The organism is Flavobacterium sp. (assembly GCF_040402895.1).
Lineage (GTDB): Bacteria > Bacteroidota > Bacteroidia > Flavobacteriales > Flavobacteriaceae > Flavobacterium.
Genome location: NZ_JBBALR010000001.1, coordinates 25161 through 48272 on the forward strand (window position 1 = coordinate 25161; position 23112 = coordinate 48272).

The 23112-nt window shown below is 32.6% G+C and carries 36 protein-coding genes; 3 read left to right on the forward strand and 33 right to left on the reverse strand.

Going from position 1 to position 23112, the window contains the following annotated elements:
- Positions 1-11: 11 nt before the first annotated feature.
- The 24 genes from rplO to rpsL form a co-directional block, all read right to left on the reverse strand.
- On the reverse strand, positions 12-464 hold the full coding sequence (gene rplO / locus ABWP60_RS00135) for a 50S ribosomal protein L15 (RefSeq protein ID WP_291241483.1): 453 nt from the start codon (positions 462-464) through the stop codon (positions 12-14).
- Positions 465-477: 13 nt separating this feature from the next.
- Positions 478-657: a 50S ribosomal protein L30 gene (rpmD, locus tag ABWP60_RS00140; protein WP_353146821.1), complete on the reverse strand. Its 180-nt coding sequence runs from the start codon at positions 655-657 to the stop codon at positions 478-480.
- A gap of 11 nt (positions 658-668) precedes the next feature.
- Positions 669-1193, reverse strand: coding sequence for a 30S ribosomal protein S5 (gene rpsE, locus ABWP60_RS00145; protein ID WP_353146824.1), 525 nt, complete (start codon positions 1191-1193; stop codon positions 669-671).
- A gap of 3 nt (positions 1194-1196) precedes the next feature.
- Positions 1197-1547: a 50S ribosomal protein L18 gene (gene rplR / locus ABWP60_RS00150; protein ID WP_353146827.1), complete on the reverse strand. Its 351-nt coding sequence runs from the start codon at positions 1545-1547 to the stop codon at positions 1197-1199.
- An 11-nt stretch (positions 1548-1558) separates the two neighbouring features.
- Positions 1559-2101 carry a 50S ribosomal protein L6 gene (gene rplF, locus ABWP60_RS00155; protein WP_353146829.1) on the reverse strand — a complete coding sequence of 181 codons (543 nt, stop codon included), beginning with the start codon at positions 2099-2101 and terminating at the stop codon, positions 1559-1561.
- 18 nt (positions 2102-2119) lie between these two features.
- Positions 2120-2518, reverse strand: a complete 399-nt coding sequence (gene rpsH, locus ABWP60_RS00160) for a 30S ribosomal protein S8 (protein ID WP_353146832.1) — start codon at positions 2516-2518, stop codon at positions 2120-2122.
- Positions 2519-2622: 104 nt separating this feature from the next.
- Positions 2623-2892: a 30S ribosomal protein S14 gene (gene rpsN, locus ABWP60_RS00165; protein ID WP_091314321.1), complete on the reverse strand. Its 270-nt coding sequence runs from the start codon at positions 2890-2892 to the stop codon at positions 2623-2625.
- A gap of 3 nt (positions 2893-2895) precedes the next feature.
- Positions 2896-3447 (reverse strand): 50S ribosomal protein L5, encoded by a 552-nt coding sequence (gene rplE / locus ABWP60_RS00170; protein ID WP_353146835.1) that lies wholly within the window; start codon positions 3445-3447, stop codon positions 2896-2898.
- A gap of 2 nt (positions 3448-3449) precedes the next feature.
- A complete protein-coding gene (rplX, locus tag ABWP60_RS00175) occupies positions 3450-3764 on the reverse strand; it encodes a 50S ribosomal protein L24 (protein WP_353146837.1) in 315 nt (104 codons plus the stop codon).
- Between the two features lie 11 nt (positions 3765-3775).
- Positions 3776-4144: a 50S ribosomal protein L14 gene (rplN, locus tag ABWP60_RS00180; protein WP_091314332.1), complete on the reverse strand. Its 369-nt coding sequence runs from the start codon at positions 4142-4144 to the stop codon at positions 3776-3778.
- 2 nt (positions 4145-4146) lie between these two features.
- Entirely contained in the window at positions 4147-4404 is a 258-nt protein-coding gene (rpsQ, locus tag ABWP60_RS00185) for a 30S ribosomal protein S17 (protein ID WP_353146841.1), read from the reverse strand.
- 17 nt (positions 4405-4421) lie between these two features.
- A complete protein-coding gene (rpmC, locus tag ABWP60_RS00190) occupies positions 4422-4613 on the reverse strand; it encodes a 50S ribosomal protein L29 (protein ID WP_291241489.1) in 192 nt (63 codons plus the stop codon).
- A gap of 12 nt (positions 4614-4625) precedes the next feature.
- The gene (gene rplP, locus ABWP60_RS00195; RefSeq protein WP_291241490.1) at positions 4626-5045 is read right to left on the reverse strand and encodes a 50S ribosomal protein L16; all 420 of its coding nucleotides are present in this window, start codon (positions 5043-5045) and stop codon (positions 4626-4628) included.
- Between the two features lie 20 nt (positions 5046-5065).
- A complete protein-coding gene (gene rpsC / locus ABWP60_RS00200; protein ID WP_353146845.1) occupies positions 5066-5806 on the reverse strand; it encodes a 30S ribosomal protein S3 in 741 nt (246 codons plus the stop codon).
- 8 nt (positions 5807-5814) lie between these two features.
- The gene (gene rplV, locus ABWP60_RS00205; protein WP_091314353.1) at positions 5815-6225 is read right to left on the reverse strand and encodes a 50S ribosomal protein L22; all 411 of its coding nucleotides are present in this window, start codon (positions 6223-6225) and stop codon (positions 5815-5817) included.
- Positions 6226-6231: 6 nt separating this feature from the next.
- Positions 6232-6510 carry a 30S ribosomal protein S19 gene (rpsS, locus tag ABWP60_RS00210; protein WP_091314356.1) on the reverse strand — a complete coding sequence of 93 codons (279 nt, stop codon included), beginning with the start codon at positions 6508-6510 and terminating at the stop codon, positions 6232-6234.
- Positions 6511-6516: 6 nt separating this feature from the next.
- Entirely contained in the window at positions 6517-7341 is an 825-nt protein-coding gene (rplB, locus tag ABWP60_RS00215) for a 50S ribosomal protein L2 (protein WP_353146849.1), read from the reverse strand.
- 9 nt (positions 7342-7350) lie between these two features.
- On the reverse strand, positions 7351-7641 hold the full coding sequence (gene rplW / locus ABWP60_RS00220; RefSeq protein WP_353146852.1) for a 50S ribosomal protein L23: 291 nt from the start codon (positions 7639-7641) through the stop codon (positions 7351-7353).
- 8 nt (positions 7642-7649) lie between these two features.
- The gene (gene rplD, locus ABWP60_RS00225; protein ID WP_353146855.1) at positions 7650-8279 is read right to left on the reverse strand and encodes a 50S ribosomal protein L4; all 630 of its coding nucleotides are present in this window, start codon (positions 8277-8279) and stop codon (positions 7650-7652) included.
- Positions 8279-8896, reverse strand: a complete 618-nt coding sequence (gene rplC / locus ABWP60_RS00230; RefSeq protein WP_353146858.1) for a 50S ribosomal protein L3 — start codon at positions 8894-8896, stop codon at positions 8279-8281. The genes rplD and rplC overlap by 1 nt, the downstream gene beginning before the upstream one ends.
- A gap of 204 nt (positions 8897-9100) precedes the next feature.
- On the reverse strand, positions 9101-9406 hold the full coding sequence (gene rpsJ, locus ABWP60_RS00235; protein ID WP_091314374.1) for a 30S ribosomal protein S10: 306 nt from the start codon (positions 9404-9406) through the stop codon (positions 9101-9103).
- Between the two features lie 11 nt (positions 9407-9417).
- On the reverse strand, positions 9418-11574 hold the full coding sequence (gene fusA / locus ABWP60_RS00240; protein ID WP_353146862.1) for an elongation factor G: 2157 nt from the start codon (positions 11572-11574) through the stop codon (positions 9418-9420).
- 11 nt (positions 11575-11585) lie between these two features.
- Positions 11586-12062 carry a 30S ribosomal protein S7 gene (gene rpsG, locus ABWP60_RS00245; protein WP_353146865.1) on the reverse strand — a complete coding sequence of 159 codons (477 nt, stop codon included), beginning with the start codon at positions 12060-12062 and terminating at the stop codon, positions 11586-11588.
- Between the two features lie 26 nt (positions 12063-12088).
- Positions 12089-12475, reverse strand: coding sequence for a 30S ribosomal protein S12 (gene rpsL / locus ABWP60_RS00250; protein WP_091314384.1), 387 nt, complete (start codon positions 12473-12475; stop codon positions 12089-12091).
- A 232-nt stretch (positions 12476-12707) separates the two neighbouring features.
- On the opposite strand from rpsL, the gene ABWP60_RS00255 reads away from it, so the two are divergent.
- Positions 12708-14363, forward strand: coding sequence for a BamA/TamA family outer membrane protein (locus tag ABWP60_RS00255; RefSeq protein WP_353146868.1), 1656 nt, complete (start codon positions 12708-12710; stop codon positions 14361-14363).
- A gap of 35 nt (positions 14364-14398) precedes the next feature.
- Entirely contained in the window at positions 14399-15136 is a 738-nt protein-coding gene (gene rlmB, locus ABWP60_RS00260; protein ID WP_353146871.1) for a 23S rRNA (guanosine(2251)-2'-O)-methyltransferase RlmB, read from the forward strand.
- A gap of 12 nt (positions 15137-15148) precedes the next feature.
- Here rlmB and ABWP60_RS00265 read toward each other — a convergent pair whose 3' ends face one another.
- Positions 15149-15928 (reverse strand): rhomboid family intramembrane serine protease, encoded by a 780-nt coding sequence (locus ABWP60_RS00265; RefSeq protein WP_353146874.1) that lies wholly within the window; start codon positions 15926-15928, stop codon positions 15149-15151.
- A gap of 110 nt (positions 15929-16038) precedes the next feature.
- Here ABWP60_RS00265 and ABWP60_RS00270 point away from each other — a divergent pair, with 110 nt between their 5' ends.
- The gene (locus tag ABWP60_RS00270; RefSeq protein ID WP_353146877.1) at positions 16039-17316 is read left to right on the forward strand and encodes a replication-associated recombination protein A; all 1278 of its coding nucleotides are present in this window, start codon (positions 16039-16041) and stop codon (positions 17314-17316) included.
- A 35-nt stretch (positions 17317-17351) separates the two neighbouring features.
- Here ABWP60_RS00270 and ABWP60_RS00275 read toward each other — a convergent pair whose 3' ends face one another.
- The 8 genes from ABWP60_RS00275 to radC form a co-directional block, all read right to left on the reverse strand.
- Positions 17352-18077 (reverse strand): hypothetical protein, encoded by a 726-nt coding sequence (locus tag ABWP60_RS00275; RefSeq protein ID WP_353146880.1) that lies wholly within the window; start codon positions 18075-18077, stop codon positions 17352-17354.
- On the reverse strand, positions 18074-18760 hold the full coding sequence (locus tag ABWP60_RS00280) for a YjjG family noncanonical pyrimidine nucleotidase (protein WP_353146883.1): 687 nt from the start codon (positions 18758-18760) through the stop codon (positions 18074-18076). The genes ABWP60_RS00275 and ABWP60_RS00280 overlap by 4 nt, the downstream gene beginning before the upstream one ends.
- A 2-nt stretch (positions 18761-18762) precedes the next feature.
- Positions 18763-19248: a hypothetical protein gene (locus tag ABWP60_RS00285; RefSeq protein ID WP_353146886.1), complete on the reverse strand. Its 486-nt coding sequence runs from the start codon at positions 19246-19248 to the stop codon at positions 18763-18765.
- Positions 19241-20545 (reverse strand): ABC transporter permease, encoded by a 1305-nt coding sequence (locus ABWP60_RS00290; protein WP_353146889.1) that lies wholly within the window; start codon positions 20543-20545, stop codon positions 19241-19243. Before ABWP60_RS00290 ends, ABWP60_RS00285 begins: the two co-directional genes overlap by 8 nt.
- A complete protein-coding gene (locus ABWP60_RS00295; protein ID WP_353146892.1) occupies positions 20542-21171 on the reverse strand; it encodes an ABC transporter ATP-binding protein in 630 nt (209 codons plus the stop codon). The genes ABWP60_RS00290 and ABWP60_RS00295 overlap by 4 nt, the downstream gene beginning before the upstream one ends.
- A gap of 88 nt (positions 21172-21259) precedes the next feature.
- Positions 21260-21730: a hypothetical protein gene (locus ABWP60_RS00300; protein WP_353146895.1), complete on the reverse strand. Its 471-nt coding sequence runs from the start codon at positions 21728-21730 to the stop codon at positions 21260-21262.
- A gap of 150 nt (positions 21731-21880) precedes the next feature.
- Positions 21881-22288: a GxxExxY protein gene (locus ABWP60_RS00305; protein ID WP_353146898.1), complete on the reverse strand. Its 408-nt coding sequence runs from the start codon at positions 22286-22288 to the stop codon at positions 21881-21883.
- A 47-nt stretch (positions 22289-22335) separates the two neighbouring features.
- A complete protein-coding gene (gene radC / locus ABWP60_RS00310; RefSeq protein WP_353146901.1) occupies positions 22336-23019 on the reverse strand; it encodes a RadC family protein in 684 nt (227 codons plus the stop codon).
- Positions 23020-23112: the final 93 nt, after the last annotated feature.

Consider the following 23112-nt stretch of genomic DNA (forward strand, 5'->3'; position numbering starts at 1 on the left):
AGTGATACTAATTAAAGAATTACTACTTCTCCTCCAGCAGCTTCGATAGCCGCTTTTGCAGTTGCAGTAAATTTGTGAGCACTAACTTTTAACTTTGTTTTTAGCTCACCTCTTCCTAAAATCTTTACTAAGCTATTTTTGGTAGCCAAACGAGTATCTACAAATACTGTAAAATCTACAGCTTCTGAGATTACACCGTTTTCTACTAAACCTTGTAACGTATCAAGATTTATACCTTGATATTCTACTCTATTGATGTTTTTAAAACCAAATTTTGGTACTCTTCGTTGAAGAGGCATTTGACCTCCTTCAAAACCAATTTTCTTTGAATAACCAGAACGAGATTTGGCTCCTTTGTGACCTCTTGTAGAGGTACCACCTTTACCAGAACCTTCACCTCTACCTACTCTTTTGTTTTGGTTGTGAACAGAACCTTCTGCTGGTTGTAAATTACTTAAATTCATAACATGTATATTGTTATTTAGTTTCTTCTACAGAAACTAAGTGTTTAACTTTATTAACCATTCCAAGGACAGCAGGACTTGCATCGTGCTCAACAACTTGACCCATTTTTTTTATACCAAGAGCGATTAATGTTCTCTTTTGGTCTAATGGACAGTTGATTTTACTTCTAACTTGTTTTACTAAAATTTTCATATCTCCTTGATTTATCCTTTAAATACTTTATCTAAAGATACTCCTCTTTGTTTTGCAACAGTAAGAGCACTTCTCATTTGTAACAAAGCATCAAAAGTTGCTTTTACTACGTTGTGAGGATTTGATGATCCTTGAGATTTTGATAATACATCGTGGATCCCTACTGATTCAAGAACTGAACGAACAGCTCCACCAGCAATAACTCCTGTACCATGAGAGGCAGGAATTAAGAATACACGTGCACCACCAAATTTTCCTTTTTGTTCGTGAGGAACTGATTGTCCATTCAAAGGAATTTTTACTAAATTTTTCTTAGCATCTTCTACTGCTTTCGCAATTGCTTCAGAAACATCTTTAGATTTTCCTAAACCGTGACCTACTACTCCGTTTTCATCTCCAACTACAACAATAGCTGAAAAACCAAAAGCTCTACCACCTTTAGTTACTTTAGTAACACGATTAACACTAACCAAACGATCTTTTAATTCAAGACCTGCTGGTTTCACTAATTCTACGTTTTTATAATTTTGATACATACCTTAGAATTTAAGTCCCGCTTCTCTAGCTCCTTCAGCTAACGATTTAACACGTCCATGGTATAAGTTTCCTCCTCTATCAAAAGTGATAGTAGAAACACCAGCTTTAAGCGCTTTTTCAGCGATCAATTTACCAACTGCGCTTGCAGTTTCGATTTTAGTACCTGTAGTAACTTCTTTATCTCTCGATGAAGCAGCAACTAAAGTAACACCGTTTACATCATCTATGATTTGTGCATAGATTTCCTTATTACTTCTAAAAACAGAAAGTCTAGGTTGAGCAGCAGTTCCGCTTACAGTCTTTCTGATTCTGAACTGTATTCTTTGTCTTCTTTCAGATTTTGTTAATGACATAACTTTATATTTTAAGCTGATTTACCTGCTTTTCTTCTTACTTCCTCACCCACAAACTTAACCCCTTTACCTTTGTACGGTTCTGGTTTACGGAAAGCTCTGATTTTAGCAGCAACCTGTCCTAATAATTGTTTGTCAAATGAAGTTAATTTCACTATCGGATTTTTACCTTTTTCCGAGATGGTTTCCACACTTACTTCAGAAACTACTTCAAGTACTATATTGTGAGAAAAACCTAAAGCTAAATCTAATTTTTGCCCTTGGTTTGATGCTCTATATCCTACTCCAACTAATTCTAATTGTTTTGTGAAACCTTCTGCTACTCCAACAATCATGTTATTGATTAATGAACGATAAAGTCCGTGTTTCGCTCTCTCATTTTTATGATCTGTTGCACGTTCAACGATAACATTGTTATCTTCAATTTTGATCGTTACATCAGAATATTCCTGAGTAAGCTCGCCTAATTTTCCTTTTACTGTAACTACAGCATCTTTCACTTCTACAGTTACTCCTGCTGGAATTGCAATTGGATTTTTACCTATTCTTGACATCTTATATAGTCTTTAAAATTAGTATACGTAACAAATTACTTCACCACCTACATTTAATTGTTTAGCCATTTTACCTGTCATAACTCCTTTAGAAGTTGACACGATAGCAATACCTAAACCATTTAAAATTCTTGGGATGTTTGTAGAACTTGCGTACTTACGTAAACCTGGTTTACTAATTCTTTGGATATCTTTAATTACTGACTCTTTAGTATCTTTATCATACTTTAAAGCGATTTTGATAGTACCTTGTACGGTAGCATCTTCAAATTTGTAACTTAAGATATATCCTTGATCGAATAAAATCTTTGTGATTTCTTTTTTCAAGTTCGAAGCAGGAATTTCAACCACTTTGTGATTTACTCTAGCTGCGTTTCTTACTCTAGTAAGATAATCGGCAATTGGATCTGTATACATATGTATAAATTTGCGATTATGGTTTTCAAAAAGCACTCACTTCCTGAACCTTTAATCAATTAAAATTATTTTTTGGTTTGCAAAAGTAATAACTTTTTGCGAGATTACCAAGAAGCTTTTTTAACTCCTGGTATTAAACCTTGATTTGCCATTTCACGGAATGTTACACGTGAAAGACCAAATTGACGCATATACCCTCTTGGTCTACCCGTTAATTTACAACGATTGTGTAAACGAATTGGCGAAGCGTTTTTAGGTAATTTTTGTAATGCTTCATAATCTCCGGCTTTTTTCAAAGCTTTTCTTTTTTCAGCATATTTATCTACAACAGCTTGTCTTTTAACCTCACGGGCTTTCATTGATTCTTTAGCCATAACTTAGTTCTTTTTGAAAGGTAAACCTAATTCAGTTAATAATGATTTTGCTTCTTTATCTGTTTCAGCAGAAGTAACAAAAGTAATATCCATTCCAGAAATTTTGTTTACTTTATCAATATCAATTTCAGGAAAAATGATTTGTTCTAAAACTCCTAGGTTATAATTACCTCTTCCGTCAAATCCTGTAGATTTAATTCCACTAAAATCTCTTACACGAGGTAAAGATGATGTAATAAGTCTATCTAAAAACTCATACATTCTTTCACCACGTAAAGTAACTTTAGCACCAATAGGCATACCTTTTCTTAGTTTAAATGATGCAACGTCTTTCTTTGAAATTGTAGCAACGGCTTTTTGACCAGTAATTTTAGTTAACTCATCAACAGCATAATCTACTAATTTTTTGTCAGACACAGCAGCACCTACACCACGGCTAATAACAATCTTTTCCAATTTTGGAACTTGCATTACATTTTTGTAACCAAATTCTTCTTTCAAAGCAGCAACTATTCTGCTTTTATATTCTTCCTTTAGTCTTGGTAAGTATCCCATAACTATATAACTTGATTAGATTTTTTTGAAAATCTTACTTTTGTTTCTCCATCCATTCTAAATCCTACTTTAGAAGTCTCTTTAGTTTTAGCGTCTACTAATGCTAAATTTGAAATATGGATAGGAGCTTCTTTTTTCACGATTCCACCTTGTGGGCTTTTTGCACTTGGTTTCGTATGTTTTGAAACCATGTTTAATCCTTCCACAACAGCTTTGTTTTTATCGCGAATTACACGTAAAACTTTACCTTCTTGTCCTTTATGATCACCAGCATTAACACGTACTAGGTCTCCTGATTTTATTTTAATTTTCATCATTTCTTTGAGAATTAAAGCACCTCAGGTGCTAATGATACAATTTTCATGAATTGTTTTTCACGAAGTTCTCTAGCTACTGGACCAAAAACACGAGTACCTCTCATTTCACCACCAGCATTTAATAATACGCAAGCGTTATCATCAAATCTAATGTATGAACCATCGGCTCTTCTCACTTCTTTTTTGGTACGTATTACAACTGCAGTTGAAACAGATCCTTTTTTAACATTACTGTTAGGAGCTGCATCTTTGATTGAAACTACAATTTTATCACCTACAGATGCGTAACGACGTTTCGTTCCACCTAGAACACGGATAGTTAAAACTTCTTTTGCTCCCGTGTTATCTGCTACTTTTAATCTTGATTCTTGTTGTACCATAATTACTTAGCTCTTTCAATGATTTCAACTAATCTCCAACATTTAGTTTTACTTAAAGGACGCGTTTCGCTTATTCTTACCGTATCACCAATATTGCAGTTGTTTGTTTCGTCGTGTGCAACATATTTCTTAGTTTTTAACACGAACTTACCATACATAGGGTGTTTTACTCTTTTTGTTTCTGAAATAACAATAGATTTATCCATTTTATTACTAGTAACAACACCAACTCTTTCTTTTCTTAAATTTCTTTTTTCCATCTTTCAGCAGAATACAATTATTGTAACTCTCTTTTAGTAATTTCAGTTGCAATTCTTGCTACTGATCTTCTTAATGTTCTCATTTGAAGCGGATTCTCGATTGGAGAAATAGCATGAGCCATTTTAAGGTCGTTATACGTTTTCTTTACCTGAACAAGCTTTGCTTGTAAGTCAGCTACAGATAGATTTTTTATTTCAGATTGTTTCATAATTAATTTTTATTATGCTTCGAAATCTCTAGCAACGATAAACTTAGTTTTTACAGGAAGTTTTTGTGCTGCAAGACGTAAAGCCTCTTTAGCAACTGAGATAGGCACTCCACCTACTTCAAACATAATTTTTCCTGGTTTTACAACAGCAGCCCAATATTCAACTGCCCCTTTTCCTTTACCCATACGTACCTCAAGTGGTTTCTTTGTAATAGGTTTGTCTGGAAATATTTTAATCCATAATTGACCCTCTCTTTTCATGTAACGAGTTGCAGCAATACGAGATGCTTCAATTTGACGAGACGTGATAAAAGAAGAATCCATAGATTTAATACCAAACATTCCGTTTGAAAGGATGTGACCTCTTTGCGAGTTCCCTTTCATTCTTCCCTTTTGTACCTTACGATATTTTGTTCTTTTAGGTTGTAACATTTTGTCTTTAATTTAAAAAATTACTTTCTTTTGCGTGGAGCTGGTTTACCGCCTTTTCCTTTTGAATCAAAACCACCTCTTTCAGTAGATTTTGGACCTTTTTTGTCCATACCTACTAATGGAGATAAATCTCTTTTACCATAAACTTCGCCCTTCATTATCCATACTTTGATACCCATTCTACCATAAGTAGTATGTGCTTCAGCTAATGCATAATCAATGTCTGCTCTGAAAGTTGATAATGGAATTCTTCCTTCTTTGAAACCTTCAGAACGCGCCATCTCTGCACCATTTAAACGACCAGAAATAAGAACCTTAATTCCTTCTGCGTTCATTCTCATTGCTGCTGCGATAGCCATTTTGATAGCTCTTCTGTAAGAAATACGACTTTCGATTTGACGAGCAATAGAGTTACCGACTAAGTAAGCGTCTAATTCTGGTCTTTTGATTTCGAAAATGTTGATTTGAATTTCCTTATCTGTAATTTTCTTAAGTTCTTCTTTTAACTTGTCTACCTCTTGTCCACCTTTTCCGATAATAATACCAGGTCTAGCAGTAGTGATAGTAACGGTTACAAGTTTTAAAGTTCTCTCGATAATTATTTTTGATACACTAGCTTTCGTTAAACGTGCATGGATATACTTTCTGATTTTATAATCTTCGGCGATTTTATCCCCGTAATCATTTCCACCATACCAGTTTGAGTCCCATCCTCTGATGATACCAAGTCTGTTTCCTATTGGATTTGTCTTTTGTCCCATACTGTTAATTAATTACTTTGTGTGTTATTGATAGCTCCTAAAACCACGGTTACGTGATTAGAACGTTTTCTAATTCTGTGTGCTCTACCTTGAGGCGCAGGACGTAATCTTTTTAACATCATACCACCATCAACTCTAATCTCTTTAATAAATAAGCCCGCGTCTTCCATACTAGATCCTTCGTTTTTAGCTGACCAATTGGCGATAGCTGATAAAACTAATTTCTCTAATTTTTTTGAAGCTTCTTTTGGACTGAATCTTAATATATTAAGAGCATTTTCTACCTTCTGACCTCTTACTTGATCCGCAACTAAGCGCATTTTTCTTGGTGAAGAAGGGCAGTTATTTAACTTTGCAAACGCAATTTGCTTATTAGCTTCTTTTCTTGCGTCAGCTGCTTCTCTTTTACGAACTCCCATGACTTCTTATTTTTTACCTTTATTTTTCGCACCAGCGTGACCTCTAAACGATCTTGTTGGTGAGAATTCTCCTAATTTATGACCAACCATATTCTCAGTTACATAAACTGGAACAAATTGACGGCCATTGTGAACAGCGATAGTTTGTCCTACAAAATCTGGAATAATCATAGATGCTCTAGACCAAGTCTTCACAACATTTTTATTACCACCTTCTATATTCTCTTGTACTTTTTTCTCTAATTTAAAGTGTACAAATGGTCCTTTTTTTAATGAACGTGCCATATCTTATTATTTCTTTCTACGTTCTACAATATACTTGTTACTCGGGTTCACCTTAGAACGAGTTCTATAACCTTTAGCTGGTAAACCTTTTCTTGAACGTGGGTGACCTCCTGAAGAGCGTCCTTCTCCACCTCCCATAGGGTGATCAACTGGGTTCATAGCTACTGGTCTTGTTCTAGGTCTTCTTCCTAACCATCTAGTTCTACCTGCTTTACCAGATACTACTAATTGGTGGTCAGAGTTAGATACTGCTCCAATGGTAGCCGAACAAGTTAACAAGATTAATCTTGTTTCTCCTGATGGCATTTTGATTGTTGCATACTTTCCATCTCTAGCCATTAACTGAGCAAATGTACCTGCCGAACGAGCGATTACCGCACCTTGACCAGGTCTTAATTCGATACAAGAAATAACTGTTCCTAATGGAATTTTACTTAAAGGTAACGCATTTCCAATTTCTGGTGAAGCATCTTCTCCTGAAACTATAGTTTGCCCAACTTGTAAACCATTCTGTGCAATAACATATGTTTTTGCTCCATCTGCATAGTATAATAATGAAATGAATGCAGAACGATTTGGATCGTACTCGATTGTTTTCACATTAGCAGGAACTCCAGCTTTTGTTCTTTTAAAATCAATCATACGATACTTTTGTTTATGACCACCACCTGTATAACGCATGGTCATTTTTCCTTGACTATTTCTACCTCCAGAGTTTTTTTTCGGTGCGATCAATGAACGCTCCGGCTTATCAGTTGTAATAGTGTCAAAGCTATTTACAACTCTAAAACGCTGACCTGGGGTAATAGGTTTTAATTTTCTAACTGACATTGTTGTATATTAGATATTAGTATAAAAATCTATCGATTCTCCTTCTTTAACTTGAACAACTGCTTTTTTGTAAGCATTTGTTTTTCCACTGATTAATCCGCTTTTCGTGTATTTTACACTTCTATCAGCTCTATAGTTCATTGTTCTTACAGCAACTACAGTAATACCAAACGCTGTTTCAACAGCTTTTTTGATTTGTACTTTATTAGCTGTTTTTTCAACTATAAAACCAAAACGGTTAAAAACTTCACCATCTTTAGTTAACTTTTCAGTTACAATTGGCTTGATAATAACACTCATGATCTGAATTATTTACTTAAATTAGCTTCTATCGCTTCAATTGAACCTTCTAAAAGAACCAAACTTTTTGCGTTTAAAATCGCATAAGTACTTAATTCTGAGCTAGTTACAACAGAAGTTGTTTTTAAATTACGCGACGACAAATATACATTTTTATTTGTATCACCCAATATAAATAGAGATTTTTTGTTTTCTAACCCTAAAGAACTCAATACATTAATGAATTTTTTAGTGTTTGGCGTGTCGAAAGTAAAATCTTCAACAACAAGAATATTTGATTCCAAAGCCTTTATAGAAAAAGCAGATTTACGTGCTAATCTTTTTAAGTTTTTATTCAATTTGAATGAATAACTTCTTGGTCTTGGTCCAAAAACAGTACCCCCACCTTTAAATAAAGGAGATTTTTTTGATCCTGCACGAGCAGTACCTGTACCTTTTTGTTTTTTAATTTTACGTGTACTACCTGCAACTTCTGCTCTTTCTTTAGCTTTATGCGTTCCTTGTCTTTGGTTAGCCAAGTATTGCTTAACATCTAAATATACAGCATGTTTGTTAGGTTCTATAGCGAAAACGGTATCGTCAAGATTTACTTTACGACCTGTTTCTTTTCCGTTGATATCTAAAACTTTTACTTCCATTACTTCTGAATGATTACATAAGAGTTTTTGCACCCTGGTACACACCCTTTAATTACTAAAAGATTTTTCTCTGCAACAACTTTCAATACTTTTAAGTTTTGAACGGTTACATTATCTCCACCCATTCTTCCTGCCATTCTCATTCCTTTAAATACTCTAGAAGGATAAGATGACGCTCCAACAGATCCTGGTGCACGTAAACGGTTATGTTGACCGTGAGTGGCTTGACCTACCCCACCGAAACCATGACGTTTTACAACACCTTGAAATCCTTTACCTTTTGAAGTACCAACTACGTCAACAAATTCACCTTCAGCGAATAAGTTTACATCAATTGAATCTCCTAACTTAAACTCCTCATCAAAACCGTGGAATTCAACAACTTTCTTCTTAGCAGCAGTTCCAGCTTTCTTGAAGTGACCTTCTTCAGCTTTTACTGTATGCTTTTCCGTTTTGTCATCGAAACCTAATTGAAGGGCTTCATACCCATCAACTGCATTGGTTCTGACTTGGGTTACAACGCATGGTCCAGCTTCAATAACGGTACATGGAATGTTCTTTCCATTCTCGTCAAAGATGCTAGTCATACCGATTTTTCTTCCGATTAACCCAGACATAAATACATATTATTTAATTAAACATTGATTTTCAGCACGATTGCTGAATTTTTTCAAGGGTGCAAATATATAAATATTTTATTATTCTCAAAAATAAATATTAACTTATTTTTAAAAACAACAAAAATCTAATATTTTTCCCTTTAAAATATAAAAAAACCGAGTAGTATTTCAACTCGGTTTTTTAAATATATTGAAATAAAGTTATACTTTAATTTCTACTTCAACACCACTTGGTAATTCTAATTTCATCAACGCATCAATCGTTTTTGAAGAAGAACTATAAATATCTAGAAGCCTTTTGTATGACATTAATTCAAACTGCTCTCTAGATTTTTTGTTTACGTGTGGAGAACGTAATACTGTAAAAATTCTTTTGTGTGTTGGTAATGGAATAGGACCCGTTACTACAGCACCTGTACTTTTTACAGTTTTTACAATCTTTTCAGCAGACTTGTCTACCAACATGTGATCGTAAGATTTCAATTTTATTCTGATTTTTTGACTCATTTTCTTAAGAATTAAGCGTTACCTTTTGCTTTTTTAATTACCGCTTCTGAAATATTAGAAGGTGTTTCAGCGTAGTGTGAGAACTCCATAGTTGAAGTGGCTCTACCTGAAGACAATGTTCTTAATGTAGTTACATAACCGAACATTTCTGATAATGGCACATCTGCTTTGATAGTTTTAGCACCGTTTCTATCACCCATGTCATTCACCTGACCTCTACGACGGTTAATATCACCTACGATATCTCCCATGTTTTCTTCTGGTGTAATAACTTCCATTTTCATGATAGGCTCTAATACGATTGCTCCAGCAGCTTTTGCTACTTCTCTATACCCCATTCTTGCTGCTAATTCAAAAGAAAGTGCATCTGAATCGACAGGGTGGAAAGATCCGTCTGTTAAAGTTACTTTTAAACTATCTACTTGGTATCCTGCTAAAGGACCAGTTTTCATAGCTTCACGGAAACCTTTTTCAACAGATGGAATATATTCTTTAGGAACGTTTCCACCTTTTACCGCATTAATAAACTGTAATCCTACAGGAGCTTTACCATCAACTAAATCAGCTGGTTCTAATGTAAATACGATATCACCGAATTTACCACGACCTCCAGATTGTTTTTTGTATGTTTCTCTATGAGTAGCTGATTTTGTAAACGCTTCTTTGTATTCTACTTGAGGCTCACCTTGGTTCACTTCAACTTTGAATTCACGCTTCATTCTATCTACAAGAATATCTAAGTGTAACTCACCCATCCCTGAAATAATAGTTTGTCCTGATGCTTCATCAGTTCTAACTGTAAATGTTGGATCTTCTTCAGCTAATTTTGCTAAAGCCATACCCATTTTATCCACATCTGCTTTTGTTTTTGGTTCAATAGCGATACCAATTACTGGCGCAGGGAATTTCATAGACTCTAAAATGATTGGGTGTTTTTCATCACACAAGGTATCTCCAGTTTTGATATCTTTAAAACCTACTGCTGCTCCAATATCTCCAGCCTCAATATATTCGATTGGATTTTGTTTGTTTGCGTGCATTTGATAGATACGAGAAATTCTTTCTTTACTTCCAGAACGTGTATTCAACACATAAGAACCAGCATCTAAACGACCTGAGTAAGCACGGAAGAAAGCTAAACGACCTACGAATGGGTCAGTAGCAATTTTAAATGCTAAAGCAGCAAAAGGCTCTTTAACATCTGGCTTACGTAATATTTTAGTTTGATCTTCTTCTAATAATTCAGCATCATCAGGGTGAATTCCTGTAATACCTTCTTTATCCATTGGAGATGGTAAGTATTTACATACTGCATCTAACATGAATTGTACTCCTTTGTTTTTGAATGATGAACCTGCAATCATAGGAATAATTGCCATATCCATAGTAGCAGCTCTCAACGCATTGTTGATTTCTTCTTCTGTGATAGAATCTGGATCTTCCATGTATTTATCAAGTAAATTCTCATCATAATCAGCAACTGCTTCGATAAGAATATCTCTGTATTGTTTTACTTCATCAACCATATCAGCAGGAATATCGATAATATCGAAAGTAGCACCTTGTGTTTCATCATGCCATACAATAGCTTGATTTTTAACTAAGTCAACTACTCCTTTAAAATCTAATTCTTCACCAATTGGTAAAGTAATGGCAACTGCATTAGATTTTAACATATCTCTAACTTGTTGACATACTCCTAAGAAGTTAGAACCTTGACGGTCCATTTTGTTTACGAATCCCATACGAGGCACTCTATACTGATCCGCTAATCTCCAGTTGGTTTCAGATTGTGGTTCTACACCATCAACTGCACTAAATAAGAAAACTAAACCATCCAATACACGTAACGATCTGTTTACTTCAACAGTAAAATCAACGTGTCCTGGAGTATCAATAATATTAAAGTGGTATGGTAAACTTTCTGGCAATAACTTTCCTTGTTCTGTTGGAAAATTCCATGTACAAGTAGTTGCAGCAGAAGTAATTGTAATACCTCTTTCTTGTTCCTGAGCCATCCAGTCCATTGTTGCAGCACCATCATGTACTTCACCAATTTTGTGTGATTTTCCAGTGTAGAACAAAATACGTTCTGTAGTGGTAGTTTTACCCGCATCAATGTGTGCAGCAATACCAATATTTCTTGTGAATTTTAAATCTCTAGCCATTTCTTTACGAATTAAAATCTAAAGTGAGAGAATGCTTTGTTAGCATCTGCCATTTTGTGAGTATCCATTCTTTTCTTAACGGCTGCACCTTCTTCTTTGGCCGCAGCTAAAATTTCTGCAGCTAATTTACCAGCCATAGATTTTTCATTTCTTTTTCTAGTGTAAAGAATTAACCATTTAATTGCCATAGATACTTTTCTATCTGGGCGAATTTGCATTGGAATTTGGAATGTAGCTCCACCCACTCTACGTGAACGAACTTCTACGTGAGGCATAACGTTTGTTAAAGCATCTTTCCAAATTTCTAATGCTGATTTCTCTGCATCTTGTTTTTTTGTCTCAACTATCTCTAAAGCATCATAAAATACTTTAAAAGCAACTGATTTTTTACCATCCCACATTAAGTTGTTTACAAAACGTGTTACCAACTGATCGTTGAATTTTGGATCTGGCAAAAGAGGTCTTTTTTTGGCCTGTCTTTTTCTCATGTCTTTTCTTTAAAAGTGTTAAATAATTACTTTTTAGCTGCTTCTTTAGGGCGTTTTGTACCGTATTTAGATCTACGTTGTGTTCTGTCTTTAACACCTGCTGTGTCTAAAGCTCCACGCACAATGTGGTATCTAACTCCTGGTAAATCTTTTACCCTTCCACCTCTAACTAATACTATCGAGTGCTCTTGTAAATTATGCCCCTCTCCAGGAATGTATGCATTTACTTCGTTTCCGTTTGTTAAACGAACCCTAGCTACCTTTCTCATTGCTGAGTTTGGTTTTTTTGGAGTCGTTGTGTAAACACGAGTACATACACCTCTTCTTTGAGGACATGAATCTAAAGCCGCCGATTTACTCTTCTTAGTTATTTTGGTTCTTCCTGTTCTAACTAACTGCTGAATTGTTGGCATAATTAAATTTTAATTAAACTTTGTTTATTGTTACCTTATTTAAAGGGATGCAAAGGTAGAAATTATTTTTAATTATCCAAACTCTATATTATTTATTTTTAATTTTCTAACTTTTTGATAACCAGATATAGTCGAATGTCTTAAAGTTTAAATGTCCAAAGTCTCAAATTTGTATTACTTTTATAATTTAACAACAAAATAAATTCAAAAAAAATTACGTTATATTTGGAGTATGAAATATTTGTTTTTTCTATTATTCCTTTCTCCTCATATTTATAGTCAGCAATTTTATTTAAAAATTGAAGGAAGCTCTTCCTTTGAAAATAAAATAATTGATAGTATTGGCTACATAAAAAAACATATCGAAATAAAGAGCATTCTAGAAACACAAAGAAAATTCAATGAAAACTTATTAAAAATTGGGTATTTAGAAAACGAATTACAACAAACCAAAAAAAATAACGACAGTAGTTTTACCTTTATATATAGATTAGGAAATTTAACTCGAAATATTGAAATAAAAACCGATAGCTTGTCAAATGAAGTAAAAGATATTTTAGGCTTAACCACTTCTGAAATCATTTTACTTTCGAATACAGAAAATTTCATTAATGAAAAATTAAATGTTTTAGAAAAGAAAGGTTTTGCCCAATCGAAAATGCAACTAAGAAATTTTACCAAAACTAACAACCTGTTACAAGCTGATTTAGTAATTGAATTAAACAAAATCAGAAAGATAAACGAATTGGTTTTTCAAGGATACAACCAATTTCCGGTAGGCATTAAAAAAGTATTTTTAAGAAAATACAATGCTAAACCTTTTAACAAAGAGGTGATTAAAAAAATCCATACCGATTTTAATGCCTTACCTTTTGTATCACAGATAAAATATCCAGAAGTTTTACTAACAACAGATTCTACAAAAGTATATTTGTATTTAGAAAAAAGAAAGAACAATACGTTTGATGGTTTTTTAGGATTTGGAAATAAAGAAGCCACACAGAAATTACAATTTAATGGCTATGTAGATTTGAACTTATACAACAATTTAAATTCTGGAGAACGCTTTAATTTGTATTGGAAAAATGACGGAAATAAACAAAGTACGTTTAATGTCAATTTAGATTTGGCTTACATTTTTAAGAGTCCAATGGCGTTGAAATCAAATTTAAGAATTTTTAAACAAGATACCATTTTTCAAAATAGTAGTTTCGATTTTGATTTGGGTTATATGATCAATTACAACACCAAAGTTTTTATAGGATATAAAGATAATGTTTCAGAAGCCATTCAAAAAATTACATCTTCTACAATTAAAGATTTAAAATCCACATTTATTACCTCTGGTTATGAACACAAAAAAGTCAGCTTTGATGATTCATTATTTCCAGATAAGTTTACCTTTTTTACAAAATTCGGAATGGGTAATCGAACAACAAGCGCTGTAAAAACCAATCAGTTTTTTGCTCAAATTCAACTCCAAAAATTGCTAGAACTTAACAAAAAGAATTTTATCCATATAAAATCAGACACCTATTATCTTCAAAGCAATGATTATTTCACTAATGAATTGTATCGATTTGGAGGCATTCAATCCATAAGAGGTTTTAACGAAAATAGCTTGCAAGGAAACGTCTTTACTGGTCTTTTTGCCGAGTACCGATATGTTGCCTCGCCAAATTTGTATTTTTATAGCATTACTGATTTCGGATATTTTCAAGATAAAGCCAGCAGCACAAAAGACCAACTTTATGGATTGGGTTTTGGCTTTGGGTTACTAAGCAATGGCGGTTTGTTTAATTTAGTGTATGCCAATGGAAATACAGGAAATCAAACCATAAAGCTTTCTAATTCTATCGTGCAAATTAGTTTTAAAACGTATTTTTAAAATAAATTTGAATAAACTTACCTATATTTGCACCTATGAAAAACGACAATCAGATTTTTGGAATTAGAGCCATTATTGAAGCCATACATTCGGGCGCAGTTATAGACAAAGTATTTATTCAGAAAGAAGCTCAGGGCGACTTAATGAAAGATTTAATGAAAGCTATAAAGGCAAATAATATAAACTTTAGTTATGTCCCTGTAGAAAAACTGAATCGTTTTACTTCATTAAATCATCAAGGAGCTGTGGCAACTATTTCGCCAATTGCTTTTCACGATTTAGATACTTTAATTGAACAAACTTTAGAAAGTGGTAAAACGCCTTTGTTTTTAATTTTAGACCAATTATCTGATGCGAGAAATTTTGGAGCAATTATTAGAACGGCAGAATGTGTAGGCGTTAATGGAATTATTGTTCAAAAACAAGGTTCCGCACCAGTAAATGGCGATACTGTAAAAACAAGTGCTGGTGCTGTTTTTAATATACCTATTTGTAAAGTAGACCATATTAAAGATGCTGTTTTTCATTTACAAAGTTGCGATATCAAAACCGTAGCAGCAACAGAAAAAACAGAAAACACCATTTATGATATCGATTTTAAAGTTCCTGTAGCGATTATTATGGGTAACGAGGAACGCGGTGTAAACCCTTCTGTATTAAAAGTGGTAGATGAAAAAGCAAAACTACCAATGTATGGAACTATTGAATCTTTAAATGTTTCTGTTGCCTGTGGTGCTTTTTTATACGAAGTAATAAGGCAGCGTCTTGTATAATTAGAAAATCATCTAATTATTTTTCATTTTCAAAAAATCATAAATCACTTTTACTGAAGATTTAAAATACGAATCCACTTCTGTTTCTTCATCAATTTTAGGTTTTGGAGGATTGATAAAATTACCGTTTTCGTCAAATTGTTTGAAGAAAGGTTTGTCCGTTGGATCAAAATCTGGATGTTCCCAATCGTAAAAAATAGGTGTTGAAAATTGAGCTGTTTTCATAAAAACCGCCATGACCATTCCTGTTACAAAACCAGCAAAATGCCCTTCCCAAGACACGCCTCCATTTAACGTTTCTGCATTGGGAAACATATACCATATAATTCCACCATACACCAAAACAACGGTTAAAGACAAAGCAACTAATCGGTAATAATGGGTTAAAATTCCTTTGAAAAAGATAAAACTCACCAAACAATACACCAATCCACTGGCGCCAATGTGATACGAATTTCTACCCAAAAGCCAAGTTCCTAACCCTGTAAATAATACACCTAAAAACAACACTTTAAAAAACTGTTGGCGGTAAAAATACTTCAAAGCCATCACCAAAAAGAAAATCGGGATAGAATTATTAAGTACATGTTTGAAATTTCCGTGAATAAAAATATGCAATGGAATGCCTCGTAAACCTTTAATAGTTTTAGGTAAAATTCCGTATTGATACATTTCTGGAAAATAATGCAAATTCAAATAATACGTCATCCATAATAACATTAAAAAGAGTAACGGAAATAGTAACACGGAAAGTGAAAAATAAAAATTCTTATCTATGGACGATTTTATCATAACAAATCAAAATCAAAAATGAAGCCAAAGCACAAGGTATGAAAATTTGGCATATTATATTAAAATTAAAAAAAATTGGTTGAGAAGATTGCATTGTTTAAATTTGCTTTATGACAATACCTTTAGCAGAACGAATTCGTCCGAAAACTTTATCTGATTACGTTAGCCAATCACATTTGATAGGCGAAAACGGCTCTTTGACCCAACAAATTTCAAAAGGATTTATTCCGAGTTTAATTTTATGGGGACCTCCAGGAACAGGAAAAACTACCTTGGCGCAAATTATGGCACAGGAAAGTAAACGTCCGTTTTACGAGTTGAGTGCTATTAATTCAGGTGTAAAAGACATAAGAGACGTAATTGAAAAAGCCAAACAAAGTGGTGGTTTATTCACAACAAAAAATCCTATTTTATTTATTGACGAAATTCATCGTTTTAGTAAATCGCAACAAGATTCGCTTTTAGCGGCAGTAGAAAAAGGCTGGATAACTTTAATTGGCGCTACTACTGAAAATCCAAGTTTTGAAGTCATACCTGCACTTTTGTCACGATGTCAGGTATATATATTAAATGCGTTTACAAAGGAAGATTTAGAAAACATCTTACAGCGAGCAATTTCTTCTGACGAATACTTGCAAACGAAAAAAATAAATTTAGTAGAAACAGAAGCATTATTAAGATTGTCAGGCGGTGATGGCAGGAAATTACTAAATATTTTCGAATTGGTTATTAATGCTACAGAAGGCAACACCATTGAAATTACAAATGAAAAAGTAATGCAATTGGTTCAAAAAAACACGGTATTGTACGACAAAACAGGTGAACAACATTATGATATTGTTTCAGCATTTATTAAGTCAATTCGTGGAAGCGATCCAAATGGAGCAGTATATTGGTTAGCTCGAATGATCGAAGGTGGCGAAGATGTAAAGTTTATCGCACGAAGAATGTTAATTTTATCTAGTGAAGATATTGGAAATGCCAATCCAACAGCATTTATTATGGCAAATAATGCCTTTCAGGCGGTAAGTACCATTGGCTATCCAGAAAGCAGAATTATTTTGAGTCAATGTGCGATTTATTTGGCTACTTCTGCAAAAAGCAACGCCAGTTATATGGCTATTGGAAAAGCGCAACAAGTAGTAAAACAAACCGGAGATTTATCTGTGCCGATACATTTAAGAAATGCCCCAACTAAATTAATGAAGGAATTAGGGTATGGCGAGGAATACAAATATTCGCACGATTTTGCTAATAATTTTGCCGAACAAGAATTTTTACCAAACGAAATTTCTGAAACTACTTTCTTTGAACCTGGAGAAAACGCTAGAGAAAAAGAAATTCGTCAGTTTTTAAAAAACCGATGGAGAAATAAATATGGGTATTAATTGGGTGTTGGGTTTTAGGGAAATTAATCTTTTTACTAAAATAAATATTCTTCAACCATATATTCATAATTCAAATAATACTCAAACACACCTTTATTTCCTGTTTTAGTAAATATACCAGTTACAAACTCTTTATTTGTATTAATAACATTAGTGTTTACAGCAATAAAAACGTTAGGGTTTTTAGTTTTTTGCAATGACAAAAGAATATTATCATTAGAATCTGTTACTTCAGCTTGAGGATTACCAAATGTTTGTTTTAATTTACAATTTAAATAGGTTTTAAATTCTGAAATTTTTGGTACATCAACTAGTTCTTCAGTTGCAACAACTTCTTTCTCTTGAATTACTGTGGCATCATATTTTTTTAACTCTGGACTTAATAACTTAATTGTTTCAATATAAGCATTTTGAATATCTTTTTCTCTTGTTTTTACTTCTGCCGTTTCATACAACAAATTGTTTTGACAATCTCTAATTTGAAATTTAATTTTTCTTACAAGCAAATTACTATTGTCAATTAAAACGCCTGTTAAAGCATTACATTTATTTTGAGCAATCTCAAATGGCAATTCTTCATCATCAAAAAATACTTGATAATTATTGGAAACTAAAATTGCTTTTAGCATAGTATTAATATTATACGTGTTTTTTTCTTTTTGAAATTCGTATTTATTAGAAATAATAATTACTTTATTTTGTTGAGCAACTAAATTTATTGAAAATAAAACTAAAACTAAAATTGCGAAATTTTTCATCATAATATATTTTTTAATTGGGTTAAACTTTGTATTTGAATTATTTGATTTTGCGAAATCATTTCCGCTTTTGGATTAAAATAAACGGCGTTAATTCCGAAATTTATTGCACCTAAAACATCTGCTTCAAAACTATCACCAATCATAATGCTTTCATTTTTAGAGGCATTTGCAGTAGTTAGTGCGTGTTTGAAAATATTTTCGTGCGGTTTTTTATGCCCTGCAGCTTCAGAATTTGTAATGGAAACAAAATACTTATCCAAATTACTTTTTTGTAATTTCACATCTTGAACAAATGAAAATCCGTTGGTAATAATATGTAAAACATATTTATCTTTTAGATATTCTAACGTTTCAATTGTGCCTTTAATTAAATGATTATTTGAAGTTAGATAGTCAATAAATAAATTCGAAATGATATTAATTTCATCTAATGTAATGGAATAGTTCAACGCTTCAAAAGCATCTTTAACGCGACTCACTCGAAGTGTTTCTTGATCAATCTCGTTTTTCTCATATAATTTCCAATACGCAACATTAATTGGATTATAAATATCCATAAATTGTTGAGAATTGATGTCGAAATTTAGTTCTTGAAATATTCTTTCAAATGCTAAAGCCGAATTTTTTTCAAAATCCCAAAGCGTATGATCTAAATCGAAAAAAATATGTTTTATAGCTTCCAAATTTATTTTCCTTTTACAATTTCGGCATTATCACAATTATAAATCCAATCTTCTACATCGTCTTCATTTGGTCGAAAGGTACCTTTTATTGTTAAATACGTATCCGTTTTTAGTTTTGGTGTAGCGCCTTTAAATTTTATGCCCATAATGGTTTCTGGTCCTGATTTTCCGCAGAAAAAACAAGACGCAAAAACATTTTTGCTTAAGGCATAATTTTTATTATCAATTGGGACAATAAACCCACTCATTACAATTGTTTTCTTAGCTAATTTTTTTAATTTGGAATTGATAATCGGAAAATCAACTTCGCCATACGAAGCGTGTTTTTTCTTCAAATATTTAATTTCGCCTAACAATTTCCAAGTTAACGTATCTGCTGCAACAACTTTTTTTGAAGAAGTAAACGACGTTACTTGGCTTTGATTTTGAAAACTGAATAAGAAAACGCCTATTAATAAGGCCATTATTATTTTTACTGAATTACGCATTTGCTAACGTTTTTGATATGTTTAATGTATAGGCTTTTATGGCAGGAATACCCGCTGCTATTAATCCAACTAACAAAGTTAAACCAAATAAAAGACTTTCTTTTTCCCAAATAATTTCCATAGGATCAAATCCTAATTTAAAATCTGACTCTGATGCTTTTGACAACAGCACTATTCCTAATCTACCTATAATAGTTCCGAAAAAATAGCCAACTATACAAAGTAAAATACTTTCCAGTAATACTACTAAAAGCAGTTGGTGTTTTTTGGCTCCGTTTACGCGCATTAAAGCAAATTCGGCTTTTCTCTCTTTCAAGGTATTGAATAATGCAATGAAAATAGAAATTCCAGAAATTAACATAATTCCGAATGCTAAATATTTCAAGGCATTTAATCCCACACCAAACATATCAAACAATCTGTTCATATGATAAGTAGGTAAAGCGGCTTGCATTTTTGTATTCTGTGCGATAATATTTGGCCACATAAAAACACCCATTTTATTCTTAAATTCGATTAACACCGAGGTGATTTCCATGTTTGGCTCATCGATAGTCATATCAGATTCGTGTTCGTCATGATTGCATACCTCAGAATGAACATGCTCTTCATCTTCATGTACATGTCCAGGTTCTCCGTGTGCAGGATTTTCGGCAATTTCTTCGTGACCTTCTTCGTGACCTTCTTCGTGGTGCATTTGCCAGACGGTTGGAATATTTGATAAAATTAAATTATCAATGACTTTTCCAGTTTTAGAGGCAATTCCTACAATTATATATTCACCGTGGTCATGAACTTCACCTTCAGCAGCACTACCGTGTGTTCCTTTAAAAGTATCTCCTAATTTTAAATTTAATTTTTCAGCCACATCAGCTCCAACAACTACTTCAAAATTATGCTCGAACACTTTGCCTTCCGCCATTTTAGCTTGATATTTTTCTATATAATCTGGAGTAGTTCCAACAATTTTAAATCCTACATAATTATCCCCATACGCTAACGGAATAGCTTTTTTTACATACGGATGTTGCATCCAAACTTTTACCGAATCATAACTAATATTTCCTGTTGGATCATCTACTTGATATACGGATGACAGCACAAGTTGTAAAGGACTACCTTGAGCACCCAACACCAAATCGACACCATCTAAATTGCTTTGGTATTTTTCCTCAAACTGTTTTTCAACTAAAATTAAAACGGTTATAATGGCTACCGAAGCTGTTAATAACAAAATGCTCAAAATGGTATTTAATGGTTTAAACCAAATATTTTTCCATGCTAATTTTCCGATCATACCATTGTAATTTGATTGGTGAATTTGGCTTTAATACGACTATCGTGTGTAACAATAATTAAAGCAGCTTTATATTCTTTAGACAAAGTTTCCAATAACTCAATTACATTGTCTGCATTTTTATCATCTAAACTGGATGTTGGCTCATCGGCTAACAACACTTTAGGCTCATTTATTAATGCTCTTGCAATAGAAACACGCTGTTGTTGTCCAACACTCAATTGACTTGGTTGCTTGTGCGCTTGTTCTAAAATATCTAATTTGTTTAATAATTCTTTGGCGCGTTTTGTATGTTTTTTTCCTGTGGCTAACCAACTTGCCATTTCTAAATTCTCTAAAACAGAAAGTGATGCAATAAAATGCGATTTTTGAAAAACCACACCAATATTTTTGCCTCTAAATTTGTCACCCTTACTTCCTTTTAGTTGCGAAATTTCATTATTATCAATAAAAATTTCACCTGATTTTGGCTTTAGCAATCCAGCTAAAATATGCAAATAGGTAGTTTTTCCTTTACCAGAATTTCCTGTAACCAAAATGGTACTTCCTGCCTGGCAAAACAAATCAGGCATAATGAAATTTTGATCTTTATTGTAAGAAAACGTGATATTTTTAGTGCTTATCATTTTGTATAATATTATGTTGCAAGATAAGAATATTGAATAAGATTGAAAACGTATTAACAAAATTTTATCTCAATCAACTAAAAGTCAGTTATGCTTCGTAATCTTCCACTAATAAACCTTTTTCTTCGTTGTAATAAATGGCTAATGAGCCATCAATAAAATCAAAATGAATGAAGTTTTCGTTTCTGTTTTCGTAATCAATAATAGTATTTACAGATAAAAGTGGGGTTTTAATTTTATTTTTCCAAATAGTAGCTGCGCTAACATCTACTCTTTTTAACGAAAGCACGTCTTGAAATTTTTCGGCCAACATTTTTTGTTCTTCTTCAAAATTGTAGTTTAAAGAAATTATATAACCCGTATCTTCCTCATTAATTTTGAAAAAATAAGTATTGGTTTTATCAAAAACAATTTCAATAGTATCTACAAAAACAAATTTTTCTTCCGGATTGACTAAATTAATCCAAAAATGATAAAAAATAGCCGAAATATTTTGATGTTGTTTAATCTGTGAAACCAATGCTAAATCGGAATTGGAAAATTGATATAATTCGTTCATTGTATTAATTGTAAATTTATTTTGCAAAAGTACATTAACTATTTATCTTAATTATTAAATAGGTACACAGATTTATATGATTTTGCTGATTCATTTAATATAACATTACGGAAAATTGATTTGCAATTTTTAAAAAATTGTTTCGCAGATTTATTTTCGTATTTGATTCAAATTAATTTTCCTGTCATTAGTAAATACAATTCTTTTAAATTCAGGTTTTTCTCCAAAATTAAGTATCAAACCAACTTCTATTTCAGTAGATTTTAAATAATTATACAATTGACTTGTATGTGAACTTAATAAAAATTCGGCAGCTTTTAATTCTAAAATTACCTTTTCTTCAACAATAATGTCAGCGAAATAATTTCCAACTAATTTATGTTTATAATAAACACTTATCTGTTTTTGAGACTCGACAGTTAAACCTAATTCTTGTAATTCAATCAACAAAGCTTTTTCATACACTTTTTCTAAAAAGCCAAATCCTAACGAATTGTAAACATTAAAATAAGCTTTTAATATTTTTTCAGTAATAAATTTATGCTTAAAGTTATCCATAATAATCCTTTTCAATCTGTTAAATCCTTAAAATCTGTGTACCTATTCTAAAAAATCCCAGCATCTCTAAAACTCAAATAACCAAATTCAGTAATAATAATATGGTCTAAAACTAAAACATCTAAAGTTTGACCTGCTAATTTTAGCTTTTTAGTTAATTGCAAATCGGGCTCACTTGCCTGAAGTTTTCCAGAAGGATGGTTGTGACATAAGATTATTGATGTGGCATGGTATTCAAATGCGGTTTTAAAAACCATTCTGTTATCTACAACTGTTCCTGTGATGCCGCCTTTACTGATTTGCGATTTATGAATTACTTTGTTAGAATTGTTTAAATACAACACCCAAAATTCTTCATGAGGTAATTCGCCAATTAGGGGTTGCATAATTTCAAATATATTTTTACTGGAAGTGATTTTAGGTAATTCTGTAGCTTCTTCTAGCCTTCTCCTTCTTCCTAATTCCAAAGCAGCGACAATGCTTATGGCTTTAGCTTCGCCGATGCCTTTAAATTGAATTAATTGATGAATAGAGAGTTTACTAAGTTGATTGAGATTGTTGTTTGATGCTGCTAAAATACGCTGACACAATTGAACTGCGCTTTCATTTCTAGAGCCTGAACCTATTAAAATAGCTAATAATTCGGAATCAGATAAAGTAGATTTACCTTTTAGTTGTAGTTTTTCTCGTGGACGATCATCTTCAGCCCACTGATTAATTGGCGTATACATAAAAAATATTTTGGCGTTTATAAAAATCAAATTTAAAATTATTTTTAAGTTTTTCAAAATAAAATGATTGTAATTACGTTAGCAATTAAAACA

Excerpts from the sequence above, each read along its gene's own strand:
- rplO (WP_291241483.1), bottom strand. The coding sequence starts at position 464 with ATGAATTTAAGTAATTTACAACCAGCAGAAGGTTCTGTTCACAACCAA.
- rpmD (WP_353146821.1), bottom strand. The coding sequence starts at position 657 with ATGAAAATTTTAGTAAAACAAGTTAGAAGTAAAATCAACTGTCCATTA.
- rpsE (WP_353146824.1), bottom strand. The coding sequence starts at position 1,193 with ATGTATCAAAATTATAAAAACGTAGAATTAGTGAAACCAGCAGGTCTT.
- rplR (WP_353146827.1), bottom strand. The coding sequence starts at position 1,547 with ATGTCATTAACAAAATCTGAAAGAAGACAAAGAATACAGTTCAGAATC.
- rplF (WP_353146829.1), bottom strand. The coding sequence starts at position 2,101 with ATGTCAAGAATAGGTAAAAATCCAATTGCAATTCCAGCAGGAGTAACT.
- rpsH (WP_353146832.1), bottom strand. The coding sequence starts at position 2,518 with ATGTATACAGATCCAATTGCCGATTATCTTACTAGAGTAAGAAACGCA.
- rpsN (WP_091314321.1), bottom strand. The coding sequence starts at position 2,892 with ATGGCTAAAGAATCAATGAAAGCCCGTGAGGTTAAAAGACAAGCTGTT.
- rplE (WP_353146835.1), bottom strand. The coding sequence starts at position 3,447 with ATGGGATACTTACCAAGACTAAAGGAAGAATATAAAAGCAGAATAGTT.
- rplX (WP_353146837.1), bottom strand. The coding sequence starts at position 3,764 with ATGATGAAAATTAAAATAAAATCAGGAGACCTAGTACGTGTTAATGCT.
- rplN (WP_091314332.1), bottom strand. The coding sequence starts at position 4,144 with ATGGTACAACAAGAATCAAGATTAAAAGTAGCAGATAACACGGGAGCA.
- rpsQ (WP_353146841.1), bottom strand. The coding sequence starts at position 4,404 with ATGGAAAAAAGAAATTTAAGAAAAGAAAGAGTTGGTGTTGTTACTAGT.
- rpmC (WP_291241489.1), bottom strand. The coding sequence starts at position 4,613 with ATGAAACAATCTGAAATAAAAAATCTATCTGTAGCTGACTTACAAGCA.
- rplP (WP_291241490.1), bottom strand. The coding sequence starts at position 5,045 with ATGTTACAACCTAAAAGAACAAAATATCGTAAGGTACAAAAGGGAAGA.
- rpsC (WP_353146845.1), bottom strand. The coding sequence starts at position 5,806 with ATGGGACAAAAGACAAATCCAATAGGAAACAGACTTGGTATCATCAGA.
- rplV (WP_091314353.1), bottom strand. The coding sequence starts at position 6,225 with ATGGGAGTTCGTAAAAGAGAAGCAGCTGACGCAAGAAAAGAAGCTAAT.
- rpsS (WP_091314356.1), bottom strand. The coding sequence starts at position 6,510 with ATGGCACGTTCATTAAAAAAAGGACCATTTGTACACTTTAAATTAGAG.
- rplB (WP_353146849.1), bottom strand. The coding sequence starts at position 7,341 with ATGTCAGTTAGAAAATTAAAACCTATTACCCCAGGTCAGCGTTTTAGA.
- rplW (WP_353146852.1), bottom strand. The coding sequence starts at position 7,641 with ATGAGTGTTATTATCAAGCCAATTGTAACTGAAAAGTTAACTAAAGAT.
- rplD (WP_353146855.1), bottom strand. The coding sequence starts at position 8,279 with ATGGAAGTAAAAGTTTTAGATATCAACGGAAAAGAAACAGGTCGTAAA.
- rplC (WP_353146858.1), bottom strand. The coding sequence starts at position 8,896 with ATGTCTGGGTTAATCGGAAGAAAAATCGGTATGACTAGCATCTTTGAC.
- rpsJ (WP_091314374.1), bottom strand. The coding sequence starts at position 9,406 with ATGAGTCAAAAAATCAGAATAAAATTGAAATCTTACGATCACATGTTG.
- fusA (WP_353146862.1), bottom strand. The coding sequence starts at position 11,574 with ATGGCTAGAGATTTAAAATTCACAAGAAATATTGGTATTGCTGCACAC.
- rpsG (WP_353146865.1), bottom strand. The coding sequence starts at position 12,062 with ATGAGAAAAAGACAGGCCAAAAAAAGACCTCTTTTGCCAGATCCAAAA.
- rpsL (WP_091314384.1), bottom strand. The coding sequence starts at position 12,475 with ATGCCAACAATTCAGCAGTTAGTTAGAACAGGAAGAACCAAAATAACT.
- ABWP60_RS00255 (WP_353146868.1), top strand. The coding sequence starts at position 12,708 with ATGAAATATTTGTTTTTTCTATTATTCCTTTCTCCTCATATTTATAGT.
- rlmB (WP_353146871.1), top strand. The coding sequence starts at position 14,399 with ATGAAAAACGACAATCAGATTTTTGGAATTAGAGCCATTATTGAAGCC.
- ABWP60_RS00265 (WP_353146874.1), bottom strand. The coding sequence starts at position 15,928 with ATGATAAAATCGTCCATAGATAAGAATTTTTATTTTTCACTTTCCGTG.
- ABWP60_RS00270 (WP_353146877.1), top strand. The coding sequence starts at position 16,039 with ATGACAATACCTTTAGCAGAACGAATTCGTCCGAAAACTTTATCTGAT.
- ABWP60_RS00275 (WP_353146880.1), bottom strand. The coding sequence starts at position 18,077 with ATGATGAAAAATTTCGCAATTTTAGTTTTAGTTTTATTTTCAATAAAT.
- ABWP60_RS00285 (WP_353146886.1), bottom strand. The coding sequence starts at position 19,248 with ATGCGTAATTCAGTAAAAATAATAATGGCCTTATTAATAGGCGTTTTC.
- ABWP60_RS00290 (WP_353146889.1), bottom strand. The coding sequence starts at position 20,545 with ATGATCGGAAAATTAGCATGGAAAAATATTTGGTTTAAACCATTAAAT.
- ABWP60_RS00295 (WP_353146892.1), bottom strand. The coding sequence starts at position 21,171 with ATGATAAGCACTAAAAATATCACGTTTTCTTACAATAAAGATCAAAAT.
- ABWP60_RS00300 (WP_353146895.1), bottom strand. The coding sequence starts at position 21,730 with ATGAACGAATTATATCAATTTTCCAATTCCGATTTAGCATTGGTTTCA.
- ABWP60_RS00305 (WP_353146898.1), bottom strand. The coding sequence starts at position 22,288 with ATGGATAACTTTAAGCATAAATTTATTACTGAAAAAATATTAAAAGCT.
- radC (WP_353146901.1), bottom strand. The coding sequence starts at position 23,019 with ATGTATACGCCAATTAATCAGTGGGCTGAAGATGATCGTCCACGAGAA.